Source organism: Porphyromonas somerae, from assembly GCF_022845615.1.
Taxonomy (GTDB): domain Bacteria; phylum Bacteroidota; class Bacteroidia; order Bacteroidales; family Porphyromonadaceae; genus Porphyromonas_A; species Porphyromonas_A somerae.
The window spans coordinates 1595005-1608345 of record NZ_AP025559.1 but is presented as its reverse complement, the minus strand read 5'-3'; the positions used below and the strand labels follow the sequence as shown (position 1 = coordinate 1608345).

Here is a 13341-nt window from a genome sequence, read left to right as displayed (position 1 = left end):
TGATAATTAATGATTGCTTGCTAGGTAGTCCTTGTACTCTTGGCTTGCTGCCCCTCGTCCCTTTTTCGCCTCCCATTTAAGGATAGCACTGAGTGCCAATACCCCCACAATGCCTGATACCACAGTGCCGACAATAATACCCAGCTTAGCCATATTGAGGTATTCAGCTGCCTCGGCTCCTATCCCTTGATAAGCCAGAGCTGCAAGGAAAAGAGAAACGGTAAAGCCAATACCACCAAATATCGATATGCCAAATACATTGGCGTAGGTGACCCCTGGGGTCAGCTTTACTAGTCTTAGCTTGGTAGCTAGGAAAGTGAAACCGAATATACCAATTGTCTTCCCAACGAAAAGACCCACTGCAACGGCAATTGCTACACCTATCGCAGCCGAACCTGTCATTTCTCCAAAAGCGATACCGGAGTTGGAGAAGGCAAATAGAGGTAGCACCAGGTAATGCACCCAAGGCGATACCTCGTGCTCCATAATCTGCACTGGTGAGATGGTGCGTTGTATTCTTCTTTGAGTCACCTGCATATCACCTATGTAGTCGTCATCAAGAAAATCTTTTTGTACATAGCCCTCCTGTTTTGATGTCGCCACATGGATATCCAGTCGCTTCATATCCTCCTCAAGATCTTTTGGATGAATCGTTGGCTTATGTGGAATAACTAGGGCGAGCAGCACCCCCGCAATCGTGGAGTGGATACCAGAGTGCATAAAGAAGGTCCACACAATAAATAGAAGGATATAGTAGGTCGAGCTCTTAGTCACTCCATTTTTAGAGAAGAGGTAGGCGATGATAATGGTCGCTATACCCAATGCCAAGGGGATCCACTGAATTCCAGATGAGTAGAAGATAGCGATTACTAGTATGCCTGCGATATCATCTACCACCGCCAACGCCATCAAGAATAGCTTGAGTGTCACTGGCACACGTTTTCCCAGTAGCCCGAGTACTGCTAGCGAAAAGGCAATATCTGTAGCCATAGGTATAGTCACACCTCTCAGGGCGATAGGGTCTTGATTTTCTATCGCTAAGAATAGTAGCACCGGCATAATGATCCCACCGCATGCAGCAAGCGTTGGTAGCATCGCTTTCCGCACGGAGCTGAGGGAGCCATTGACCATTTCTCGCTTAATCTCTAACCCCACACTAAAGAAAAAGAGCACCATCAAGGCATCATTGATAAACTCCGTGAGCGTCATGGCACGACCATTAACTTGGAAAAACTTATAGCCTCCAATCTCTAGATTAACTGGAGCATCCAGAATGCGTGTGTAGAGCCCCGATAGAGATGAATTGGCAAATATGATGGCCAATATTGCTGCGGAAAACATAAAGACAGAGGGATTAATTCCTCCGATCCATTTGGTAAAGCGTCTCAAGGGATTCGTCCCTCGTATGGCTGTATCAACTGTTGGCATTGGATTCTTTATTTATATATGTGTGTGTATTTCTATTGTGTTCGCTTTATCTATGAGTGATTTCCACCTTTGATGTAGGGGGAAACTCCGAGTTCCTCGCTTCCACGGCAGCGACTAAATTATCGGCAAGGTTGTGAAAAGCGATGCCCATAATCGCATCATCTCTAGTGGCAATCGGATCGCCACTGTCTGCTGCCTCCCGTACACTTTGTACGAGTGGTATCTGCCCCAGTAGCTTTACCCCAAGTTCTTCAGCCATTATCTTACCCCCATCCTTGCCAAAGATATAGTATCTATTTTGTGGCAACTCGGCTGGAGTAAACCACGACATATTTTCCACCACACCGAGAATGGGTACATTGATCTTCTCGTCACGAAACATACTGATTCCTTTTCGAGCATCATCGGTGGCTACATTCTGCGGAGTGGTCACCACCACCACACCGGTTAGCCCTAGCATCTGAATAAGGGATAGGTGGATATCAGAGGTGCCAGGAGGTAGGTCAATTAGCAGATAGTCTAGCTCACCCCAATTGCCCTCTCTAATCAATTGCCCCATCGCATTCGAAGCCATCGTCCCTCGCCACACAATAGCATCCTCCTTATTCACGAAAAAACCTATGGAGAGCACCTTTACCCCATATTTTACTGGGGGGTCAATCAGCTCCTTGCCATCCACTTCTACCAGGACGGGACGGCTCCCCTCCAAGTGAAGCATCCGAGGAATAGAAGGACCATAGATATCGGCATCTAGCAGACCCACTTTATACCCTGCTTTGGCCAAAGAGACTGCCAGATTGGAGGTCACTGTGCTCTTACCTACACCGCCTTTACCACTATGAATGGCTACAACATTCTTCACATAAGGGAGGATTTTATCCTCTGCTGGTGCGGGTGGAAGCTCAGGAAATATCGGTGTGATATTTCCTTTTATTTCCATTGACTCATCCACCTGGCTCAATAACACAGACTCGGCTGTCTTAATCACTGACTTATAGAAAGGATCCTTCGCCTTCCTGAATCGGATTGAAAAAGAGACCTTATTGCCTTCGATCTTTATGTCGTTCTGTACCATACCGCTGGAGACGATGTTTTCATTTTCCCCAGGGTACGTAATTGCCTTTAAGGCATCCAATATATTTTGTTCTGTAATTCTACTCATATCTTTTGATTCGTCTGATTCATTGTGTTACGTGCTTCTCTACCATAGCTCCGATAACTATCCCATGGCACCTCTTCTGTCGGTTCTGAAGGGGTTTCTGAAAGTTTGTCCAAAGCTATTTTCAGATACTTAATAGAGATGCCCCTTCCCCTCCACTGACTCTCGTAGTAAGTTTGAATGCGTCTTAGGTCTGAAGTCTCATTAACCTCTTCATCAATATCCTTGTAGCACTCCAAAACTTCTAGGCCGTTGTGCTTCGCCACCAGTGAGGTATAGGTAAATAAGAACTGGCTATCAGTCTTTAGGTGGAGTAGTTTGGGGCTACGTAATATCTGCTTGTATTGCATCAAAAAGTGGGTAGAGGTGAGCCGCTTACGCACCTTGCGCATCTGTGGATCGGGAAAGGTGAGCCATAGCTCACTCACCTCACCATCGCCAAAAAAGGAGGTCAATGACTCTATCTCAGCACGCAGAAAACGCACATTCCCCAGCCCCTCTCGGTGGGCAGTGGTGGCACCACTCCACATCCGGTTCCCTTTGATATCAATGCCGATATAATTGTTTTCGGGATGATTGCGGGCGAGCTCCACTGTATACTCCCCCCTACCACACCCAAGCTCAATAATAATGGGGTGGTCGTTGCCAAAGACTTTCGTACCCCACACCCCACGATAAGGGAAACGCCCCTCCAAGCCCTTGAGGACCTTGTAGGGATACTGAAGCACGTTAGGCAAAGCATCTAGCTCTGCAAACTTGGTTTGTTTATTCTTACTCATTCGTTAAGGATAACAAATAGTTCTCAAAGGCAAACTTACCAAAAATACCCCTATCTCTACGTATAATAACCGACATTAATACCTAGAAGGGTAGGAGACTCAGAGGTTATACATTAGGATATCTTGTCGAGTGGTATTCATCGGAGTATCTATGGGTAAGGATGTCGAGAGGATCTTCAGGAGTATCGGGATAGACTACTCTTCTAGAATGGCGAGCCATTGAAGTTCCTCGTAAAATAGTCTTATCAAGGACAAAAAACTATCTTTAGTCACCTTCATAAAACTTCTATGCTAGTAGAGTAAAAGTTGAGATGCAACTAAGCAATCGGCGAGTTGCAACTAAGCAATTGCCGAGATGCAACAAAGCAAATGCTTAGTTGCATCTCGGCAAGTGATTTTGTATGGCACTGAATTATAGTCGGTTGTGTAAGGGCATCTACAACCCTATTTTAGCTGGGTTTTTGACTTAGCTCTTCTAATGAGACTGTTGCACGAAGGCGATCTGCTTCGTTGCTTTCGGGATTCGAGCTCGGTCACGTACGCTAGTACGCTCCCAGCGCCCCTGGTGGGGCCTTGGTGCCCTGCGTGCACCTTGCCCTCACCCTCAGCGTCTTGCATCTCATCCTTCGTTCAAAGTCTCAGCACATTTGATTCAAATGTGCGAGAATGGCACTTCGTTCAACATTCTCCTAATGCGTACCTTCTGGTACGACAGGGCTATGGCATTTCTTGGAATATTCTTAATGCTGTAGCGCGTCTTCATGCAACAGTCTCTAATAACTATTTCAACATAAAAAGGGCGACTCAGGTGGATACCTAGGTCGCCCTTTAAGTTTTTGGCTATTGATTGCTCTTATTCCTTCAGCTCGGCCAAGATCTCATTGGCTTTATCCCAAATAGTGAGGTCGTCAAGTACTACAATCCCTCCATCAGGACCTGGCTCAAGGTGTGCACCGGTAGGCTCCCCTTCGGAGAAGTTGCTACCACCGAAGTAGTTGCGGACGGTCTCTTCCTCGATGCCTAATTCGTCGGCGATTCTAGCGATTGTTCCGTGAGGAAGACTGTTTTTGAAGGCTCTCAGCTCGTTAAATGAAAGTGTTTTAGTCATAATGTCTTTGGCTTTTTTGGTTTATCTATGATTCTATTAGTATTCGTAGTCACTGTTTCTTGATTACTTTGCTAACTTAGTCATTTTTTTTGATATAGCACTATTTTAGAGCAGTTATTTTTATGGTGTCAAGTGATAAGGGAAAAGAAATAGAGGCTACCCACTGTAGTGAGTAGCCTCTATCTATGTATGCTTCAATGGTTTATAGCCCTAGCTTTGCTCTTACCTTGGCAGTAGCATCAATGGCTGTGCTATTATTCATAAATATCACTGTGGATGCATCGACGATGTAGGTGTAGTTATTTTCATTACCTACTGCTGCGATGGCCTCTTGCACCTTTTTCTGGATAGGAGTGAGTAGCTCAACTTGCTTCTTTTGGTAGTCTTGCTGTGCTACTTGCTGAAGATCCTCAATACGCTTAGCAAGGTCTTGAAGCTCTTGCTCACGACGGGTGCGGATTGTCTCTAGCAAACCTTCACGCTCTGCAGCATAAGATTCGTACTTCTTTTGGAACTCCTCTTGCATTGCTACGTGAGTATCCTCGTACTTCTTGAGTAGATTGTCTAGCTCAGTCTGCATTGCCTTTGTCTCTGGCATTTGTGTAATGATCGAGGTCACGTCGACAATTGCTATCTTCTGCTCTTGAGCTAGCATAGCAAGTGGTAGAGCCACTAGGGCTACTAGAGTCATTAAAATTTTCTTCATCTCTAATTCTTATTCTATAAGGGTTAGTATATTCTCTTATTATGTTCTTGGCAAATGTACCTATTTATTCTGAGTATCCGAGTACGGTGAGTACATCATTACTAATATCGGCTTTAGGATCGGCGTAGATGATGCTACCTACTGAGCTAGCGCGATCAAAGACAATCTGGTAACCACGACGCTCTGAGATGAGTTTAACCGCTTGGTAGATGTTGTCTTGGATAGGCTTGATGAGCTTCTCTTGTAGCTTCATTGCTTCACCGTTTCTGCCGAAGTATTTATTCTGTAGCTCTGCAGCTTTTTCCTCTACTTGCACGATGGCATTCTCACGCTTTACACGGTCGTCGGCTGTCATCTTGTCGTAGTCTTTCTGGTATTTGACATAGAGTTGCTTAGCTTGCTCATTGAGTTGGTTGATCTCTTTGTTCCACTCCTTTGCCTTTTTCTCTATCTCCTCGGTGGCCGACTTGTATTGTGGTATCTGCTCTGTGAGATACTGCATATCTATAAGAGCGTAGTTGCGTGCAGAAGCATCTTGTGCTTTTGCTCCTGTGAAGGCTAGTGCCATCACTGCTAGGGCGGTAATCAGTCTTATGAGGTTCTTTTTCATATTCAATCCTTTCGTCTATTGGTGAATAATATATTGACTACTTGCTAGTAGTTGATTAGAACTGCTGTCCTAGGATAAAGTGGATATTGCTCCCTCCCTTTGTGCCACTGCCATCGGGCCTATCAAATCCATAACCCCAGTCGATTCCCATCAATCCTACCATTGGTAGCATAAATCTGACGCCAATTCCGGCCGAGCGTTTAAGTTGGAATGGATTCATATCCTGAATTCTCTCCCACGCATTACCAGCTTCGGCGAAGGTGTGGATCCAAATCATGGTGCTATTTTCTGAAACTACTGGGTAGCGTAGCTCCATAAAGAACTTGCTATAAGCATAGGCTCCCCTGCCGCTACCTCCAGCGATACTACCATTCTTGTAACCACGAAGACCTACCATTTCATTGAGATAGCCAGTATAATATCCGCTCATACCGTCACCTCCCATATAGTAGGTACCAAATGGTGAGCGCTTATTGGCGTTGTAGCTACCGATGATACCCGACTCGGCACTAAACATCAGCACTGGTGTGCGTTTGTTGACCGAAGGATCCAGAAGTGGTATGTATACCTGACCCTTTCCTTTGATTTTGTAGTACTCAATAAACCTATTGCGGTCTGCGTCGGAAAGCTTGGGATCGGAGTAGTCTTTCCCATCAAAGAGAGAGTAGGGAAGTGTAGAGGTGAGGTTGAGGGTAAAGTCGGAGCCCATCCTGGTGTAGATTGGGTTGTCGATAGAGCTACGGGATAGGGTAAGGCTAAGGTTGATATCATTAGCTGTACCATTACTCATCCCAAAGTTGTAGTAGATAGAGCTCCAATTCTTCATACGGTACATCGTGTAGTTGATACCAGCTTGGAACTGGAAGCGGTCATCTGGCCAGGTAAGTCGCTTGCCATAAGCAACGCTCAGGCCTAGCATATCCAGTGTTTTATCAGGGTCATAGGCACTCTCGTACAGTGCTTGATACTGCTCCTGCATCATGCCGTACCCATAGCCATAACCTGGGTAACCACCGTAGCCACCATATCCTCCGTAGCCATAGCCACCATACCCACCGTAACCACCATAGCCGTAGCCGGGGTAACCGCCATAGCCATATCCATAACCTCCATAGCCGTATGGGTTATACTGCTGAAGGGTAGACATTTGGTTGTTGAAATAGCGACGGTTGATATCTGTCTGCCTACTGTAGGAGGCGGAGATGCTTAGCATATTCGGACGCTTACGACCAAACCATGGGTCCATAAACTGTATGCTATAGCTCTGATAGTATCTAGCATTGGTCTGAGCTCTTAGAGCAAGGGTTTGTCCGTCACCTCTTGGGAGAAAGCCTTTGTAGGAGGAGGGGTTGAAGAGGTTACGCATGGAGAAGTTGCTGAACTTCAATCCCGCCATCAATATCAGTCCCGATTGGCTCCAACCGATAGAGAGCTCCACCTGGTCATTGCTCTTAGGTACAAGGTTCCATGCGATATCTACGGTACCGCTATCCTCATTAGGGATAATCTCTGGAGCAATCTTTTCTTGGTCGAAGTGACCCATGTTATTGATCTGCTCCATGGTACGAATGATATAGTCGCGATTGAAAAGCATCCCTGGCTTAGTGTAAAGCTCACGCCTTACTACCTCCTCATATACGTGGTCGTTTCCACTGATGATCACCTTATTGATAGTGGCTGGCTTACCCTCGTGGATGCGGATGTCTAGGCTCACTGAGTCGCCCTTCACCTCCGTCTCAATAGGGGTCATATTGGCGAAGAGGTAGCCGTTATTAGAGTAGATATTGTAGATGGCGTCCTCGTCAGTGGTCATACGCTCTTTGAGCTTCTTCTGATCGTAGATGTCGCCCTTCTCCATATCTAGAAGTCTTGCCAAGTCCTCAGTAGTGTACTTGGTATTTCCTACAAAGTTAATGTCCTTTATGTAGTACCTCTTACCCTCATTGATATGTATATCAATATTGATTCGCTTGTCATCGGCACGGTAGATGCTATCTTTGATGATTTCAGCATCACGATATCCGTGTGCGTGGTAGAGGTCAATGATATTATTGAGGTCCGCTTTGTAGTCCTCTTGTACAAACTTCTTTTGGCTAAAGATCTCCAAGATACTCGGGATGAAGTTCTTGAAAAGGTTGAAGCGCTCATTGGTCTTCTTCATCGCCTTTCTCAGCTGATTGTCCGATAGCATCTCATTGCCGTAGAAGTGGATCTGCTGTACCTTTGTCTTGGTGTTTTTCTCAACATCAAAGATCAATTGCACAAAACCCTCCTTGTCTGGGTCAGGGAGGGTGCGGCTTTCTACCGTTGCCGTGCTAAATCCCTTGGCATCGAAGAAGCGCTTAATCTCTATCTCAGCCCGGTTGATGATATTAGGAGTAGCTTGTACCCCTTCTTGTAGAGCGAGTAGCTTTCCCTTCTTTAGGTCGTCGGCTTCGCCCTTCTTTACGCCATTGATCTGTAGCTTAGAGAGTCGTGGGTGTTCAGCGATATTGATGGTTAGCCATACCGAGTCGCCTTCAATCTTAGAGGCAGAGATACCTACTTCGCTAAATAGCCCATTGCGTACATAATTTTGCACCGCTTGGGTGATCTCTTCTCCAGGAATGGCAACCCTTTGCCCCACCTTGAGCCCAGAGATGTTGATCACCACTTGTCGGTCGTAGCTTTTATTACCTACGAGGTCAATTCCTGCTATCACCTTATTGGTAGGTCGAGCATAGGAGACTACTGGTGTATCGGTGTGGTCTTGGGCTTGCAGACTTGGTAGCATTATGCAACCCAGCGTTACTGCTGCTACAAGTCGGTATAGTTGTTTTATGGTCATGGCTTTATCTATTATTTTGCCCCACATTATCATCTTCCTCATTATATACTTATCTCTCTATCTTTCTGTCACTTACCTGCTCGCCTGTTTTCCCGAACCGTCTTTCTCTCTGCTGGAAGTCAAGTATCGCTTTGAATAGTTCTTCCTTCCCAAAGTCAGGCCAAAAGGTGGGGGTAAAATAGAGCTCGGTATAGGCCAATTGCCAAAGTAGGAAGTTGCTAATCCGATACTCCCCACCAGTGCGAATCAGCAGGTCTGGATCCGACAGCGTTGGTAGGTACAGATTCTCTGAAAAGAGCTTTTCATCAATCTCCTTGCATCCCTTTTTGACTAATTGCTTGGCGGCATGTATGAGCTCCGACCTGCCAGAGTAGTTAATTGCCAATACTACCTGGCATCCAGTATTAGAGGCGGTCTCCTCTATCGCCATTTGTAATGCTTCACGAGGCTCTTTAGGGAGCTCCGCCATATTTCCGAGTACCTCAAGACGTATATTGTTACTCTTCAGTTCTTCTAGTTCGTTGTCCACTGCTGTCACAAGTAGCCTCATCAAAGTTTCCACCTCCTCTTGCGGCCTTTTCCAATTCTCCTCCGAAAAGGTGTATAGCGTGAGCGTCTTCACCCCAAGCTCGTTGGCAGCCTTTAGGATTGTTCTGACTGTTTCTACCCCACGCTCGTGTCCATAGGTTCTCTTATTACCTTGTTGCTTAGCCCATCTCCCATTGCCATCCATAATGATTGCAATGTGGTGAGGGATGCGATCCTTATCTATCTTAGCTAGGGCACTCTCCATCATACTTTGTCAATTAAAGCTATTGATGATTCCGCCAGTAGTATCTAGGTGACCGTGCCAAATCTCTCTGCTCGGTGCTCCATTAATAATCCCTCCCAGAAGGTAGATGTTTAGAGCCTTGTCGCTACCTGAGGCGATACCCGATGCTGAGTAGCGTGGAAGGAGGTCGCCACCTACGGTTGTTTGATTGGGGAGAGCTATCCACGTGATGCCTTTGTCACTACTTCTTTTGATCTCACTAGAGGGTTGGTTGGCTTCCCCATAGAGCCCTCCGATGACAAATAGCTCCGCCTCCTTACCGGTTGGCAAGAAGAGACCACCACTATTTGGGAGCACCTTCTTCTCCTTTTGATAAGGTGTCTCACCCCATTGTAAGCTACCGGAGAGGAAGTAACTCTTAGTCGATGGCTTGTTATCAGCTCTCAATCCACTGTAGAGTGTAATCGCCGTGATTCCATCTTGTGAGTAGGAGTAGACGTATGCCTCCTTCACAGGGAAACCTTTAGGCAGATCCCCTTGTGGCTCTGCTCCACTTGAGGTGATAGTGTAGGTTTGATAGAGATTTGAGCCCTCCTTGTACCCTATGACGAGCAGGTTGCTCTTCCCATCAATGGTAGTTGCCTCGCCTATCATCTGAGAGACTTTTACACTCCCGAGGTCGTGGGCTTGCCAAGACTTAAGGTCTTTGCTGCTATATAGCTTCTGATCCTTAGAGATAGCCCATACTTGCTTTTTCCCATCTGTTACTATGCTAGAGGGAAGTAGGTCCACTGGGATGTCAGCTCCTTCCACTTCGGTAAATGTGCTATTCGAAAGGTCATACTCATACAGTTTGCTAGAATCATCTGAGAGGCTAGCAACCCAGAAAATACGGTTCTGGTACTTCAGCACTTTGGCGTCTTCTGCTGCGATAGGCAGTGAAGCCGACTCCTTAGTCCAAGTGAACTTGTCGGGGTCATAACCATAAGTGAGTATCCTTAGGTCGTAGGTGAGTGTTGGCTTCTTTTCGATCTCCACGGTAAGTTTGAGCTTACCTCCTGTGGCATCTATTCGCTGGGCACGTCTATTTGATGCGTATACTGTGACCTTCTGAGTGGTTTCATTGATGATTTTTACCACCGCTTCTGAGGTCACCGCAATTGTGAGGTCGAGGGAGTCAAACTTACTCTGATAGGGGAGGGGTATCTTATTCCACACCCTCATCGCCCTATTGTCGATGTTGAAGTCTAGGTTCGGTAGCCCCTTCACCTCCTCCTTTTTGTCCTTATCCTTCTCCTCTTTCTGTTTAGGTTTAGGGAAAGAGGCTTTTATAGAGGCTGGATAGGTGTACTCCGTATAGATTGGAGTCGTGTGGGGTCCATTATCCTTTCGGCAGGCCGAAAATAACAGTGCCGTCAATATCAATGTGGCACCAACCACATACCATTTATATCTTCTCATCACGCCATTCAAATATCCTATTAGTCCTAGCTCCTGAGGTCTCAATGCCTCAAGCTAGATATACATTCACGCAAAGTTACTCTTTTTTTTCTAAGTAATCCCTTTCTATTTTCCCCTCTTACCTCTTTTAGTAGCTTTTAAGAAGGTTATAGCTGGTATTTCATCACGCTTCCGTAGCCTTGGAAGTGCTGTGGTGCGTCAATTAGCTCATACAGACCTAGGTAAGCCCCCACTGCCATCTGAATACCTCCATGTGCAAATATTAGTATTTTTTCGTGATTACTCGCCTTCAGCTCCTCTAGGAGCGTGCCCACCCGAGTCACCACCTCTGCAAAGCTTTCACCATCTGTAGGCCGCTCATAGACATAGTCTTCATACCAGCGAAGTAGCTGAGGATCCTCTATCTCGTCGTAGGCTTTCATCTCCCAAGCGCCAAAGTGCTGCTCGCGCAGTCGCTCATCAGTATCCACTTCAGGGTACCCTATTGCATTGGCAAGCCGAGTAGCCCTCGAAAGGGGGCTCGAAAGCACTCTATCTGGGGTATAGCCCTCCAGCCTTTGCCTTACTAGCTCAGCCTCTTCTGCAAAAGTAGGCTGCAGTGGCACATCTGTTCCCCCATAGCAAATGCCTTGGGGTACATCCACCGAAGTATGTCGTACAACCAATAACTCTTTCATAATATAAATATCCAAACGGCTAAGTAGCTCATCACCTCACAGAGAAGAAAGGTTGCTCCCAGGCAGTCGCCCGTGTAGCCATTGAGCCTTCGTTTCATCAAGAGGTAAAGCAAACCAAATGTGAGGGCCGAGAATAGCAGCATCCACCATCCAGCAGGCGACCATTGAGAGATTGGTAGAAGACCAAAATGTGCAGCGAGGATAAAGAGTCCTCGGTGCGGGCGATCCTCATAGACCACCTTCATCTTGGCATTCTCCTCATTCCGAGCATACTTGAGTAGCCGTGGCAGGTTGGAAGCGACAAACTTGCTGATCGGGTCTCCTACCATTACGGTATAAAAGGCTGCCTCTAGTGGCATCCACCCGAGGAGCCCTATCCAAAGGGCTGCATAGCTCACAAAGCCTATAATTGCGTAGGCACCTGAGTGGCTATCCTTCATAATCTCCAGGATTCGTTCCCGCGTCCGCCCTCCACCAAAGCCATCAAAGAAGTCCATCAGGCCATCTTCGTGCATTCCACCAGTGAGTAGGATACGGAAAATAAACCCTATAGTCACTGCTAGAGTGACTGGGAGAAACTGCCCTAATCCCAATATTACCAACGCGGTCAAAGGGCCTGTGAGCCACCCCACGACACTCCAGTAGTAGACGACCCTCTGGTAGTGTTCCTTTGGGATCGTGACTATCCGCCAAATGGGAAGCCTTGTCAGTGCCGAGAAGGCTGCTAAGATATCGTAAGTATAGTACCGGACTTTATTCATTAAAAATACTTCTCAATAGGATTGGTATTGCCAAATAGAGCCATCTCCGAGAGCATCAGCACCGCCGACTTGATGATCGGGTAGGCACAAACTGCTCCAGTACCCTCTCCTAGCTTCATGCCTAGGTTAAGGATCGGGGCGGCATGGAGGTAATTGAGTAGGAGGCTATGCCCCCTCTCATCTCCCTTGTGCCCAAATATAGCGTACTGAAGTACGTTGGGGGAGACCTTGCTCGCCATCAGCATACAGGCAGTCATGATGAAGCCATCCACCACAATCGTCATCTTTAGCTCTGCGGCACGTAGCATTGCCCCCACCGTCATCACCATCTCAAAGCCACCAAAGTAGCTCATCACTTCCTCAGCGCTCAAATCCTTGGGCGCATTAGCAATTGCCTCGGCAAGTATCCGCTCCTTGTGCGAAATCTCCTCGCCGTGTAACCCGCTACCCGATCCGACACAGTCGTGCAGAGAAATCCCTGTCAGTAGGTGCATCCACACAGCTGAGGGGCTAGTATTACCGATGCCCATCTCTCCGAAAGAGATGATGTTGCACCCCTTGTCGTGGGCGATTTCCACCTGCCTTGCTCCCGCCTCAATACACTGATTAGCCTCCTCACGGGTCATTGCTGGCTCATGAAGGAAGTTAGAGGTCCCCTTCCGCACCTTACAATCGATAATCCCTAGCTCCTTAGGGAGGTCGTAATCAACCCCTGCATCCACAATTACCAGCTCAATATCATGCTGGCGGGTGAGGTAATCAATCGCCGTGCCAGAGCGCTTAAAGTTGATCGTCTGCTGCCACGTCACCGCCCTTGGCGACTTGCTCACCCCCTCCTGCTCAATGCCGTGGTCGGCAGAGAAGAGGATATGGTGTGGCCGCTCTAGAGTAGGGTGTATCGTGCCCTGAATCATCGCTACCTGACGTGCGATCTGCTCTAGTTTACCCAGCGAGCCCTTTGGCTTCGCAATATCATCTATATACTCCAGCATCTTCTGCCCAAAGGCTTCATCTAGCGGGGTAATTTCAAAGTGTCTCATAATGATTGACTAC

12 protein-coding genes are annotated in these 13341 nt (G+C 47.0%); all 12 read right to left on the bottom strand.

Annotated features, from left to right (window positions below; genetic code table 11):
- Positions 1-6: 6 nt before the first annotated feature.
- The 12 genes from nhaA to cobT all read right to left on the bottom strand — a co-directional run bounded on the left by nhaA (position 7) and on the right by cobT (position 13328).
- Positions 7-1428, bottom strand: a complete 1422-nt coding sequence (gene nhaA, locus MWL85_RS06965; RefSeq protein WP_244400181.1) for a Na+/H+ antiporter NhaA — start codon at positions 1426-1428, stop codon at positions 7-9.
- Positions 1429-1474: 46 nt separating this feature from the next.
- A complete protein-coding gene (locus tag MWL85_RS06960) occupies positions 1475-2590 on the bottom strand; it encodes an Mrp/NBP35 family ATP-binding protein (protein ID WP_021903234.1) in 1116 nt (371 codons plus the stop codon).
- Positions 2587-3366, bottom strand: a complete 780-nt coding sequence (gene trmB, locus MWL85_RS06955) for a tRNA (guanosine(46)-N7)-methyltransferase TrmB (RefSeq protein WP_244400180.1) — start codon at positions 3364-3366, stop codon at positions 2587-2589. Before trmB ends, MWL85_RS06960 begins: the two co-directional genes overlap by 4 nt.
- A gap of 853 nt (positions 3367-4219) precedes the next feature.
- On the bottom strand, positions 4220-4474 hold the full coding sequence (locus MWL85_RS06950; RefSeq protein ID WP_021902867.1) for a hypothetical protein: 255 nt from the start codon (positions 4472-4474) through the stop codon (positions 4220-4222).
- A 202-nt stretch (positions 4475-4676) separates the two neighbouring features.
- On the bottom strand, positions 4677-5180 hold the full coding sequence (locus MWL85_RS06945; protein WP_021902866.1) for an OmpH/Skp family outer membrane protein: 504 nt from the start codon (positions 5178-5180) through the stop codon (positions 4677-4679).
- Between the two features lie 64 nt (positions 5181-5244).
- Positions 5245-5790, bottom strand: a complete 546-nt coding sequence (locus tag MWL85_RS06940; protein WP_018028325.1) for an OmpH/Skp family outer membrane protein — start codon at positions 5788-5790, stop codon at positions 5245-5247.
- A 55-nt stretch (positions 5791-5845) separates the two neighbouring features.
- Complete coding sequence (gene bamA / locus MWL85_RS06935; protein WP_394802118.1) at positions 5846-8563, bottom strand: outer membrane protein assembly factor BamA; 2718 nt, start codon at positions 8561-8563, stop codon at positions 5846-5848.
- A 103-nt stretch (positions 8564-8666) separates the two neighbouring features.
- Complete coding sequence (locus MWL85_RS06930; protein ID WP_244400178.1) at positions 8667-9413, bottom strand: undecaprenyl pyrophosphate synthase; 747 nt, start codon at positions 9411-9413, stop codon at positions 8667-8669.
- 6 nt (positions 9414-9419) lie between these two features.
- Positions 9420-10850, bottom strand: coding sequence for a DUF6242 domain-containing protein (locus tag MWL85_RS06925; protein ID WP_244400177.1), 1431 nt, complete (start codon positions 10848-10850; stop codon positions 9420-9422).
- A gap of 146 nt (positions 10851-10996) precedes the next feature.
- Positions 10997-11527, bottom strand: coding sequence for an alpha-ribazole phosphatase family protein (gene cobC / locus MWL85_RS06920; RefSeq protein ID WP_021902861.1), 531 nt, complete (start codon positions 11525-11527; stop codon positions 10997-10999).
- Positions 11524-12288, bottom strand: coding sequence for an adenosylcobinamide-GDP ribazoletransferase (locus tag MWL85_RS06915; RefSeq protein WP_244400176.1), 765 nt, complete (start codon positions 12286-12288; stop codon positions 11524-11526). Before MWL85_RS06915 ends, cobC begins: the two co-directional genes overlap by 4 nt.
- Entirely contained in the window at positions 12288-13328 is a 1041-nt protein-coding gene (gene cobT / locus MWL85_RS06910) for a nicotinate-nucleotide--dimethylbenzimidazole phosphoribosyltransferase (RefSeq protein ID WP_244400175.1), read from the bottom strand. Before cobT ends, MWL85_RS06915 begins: the two co-directional genes overlap by 1 nt.
- Between the last annotated feature and the right edge of the window lie 13 nt (positions 13329-13341).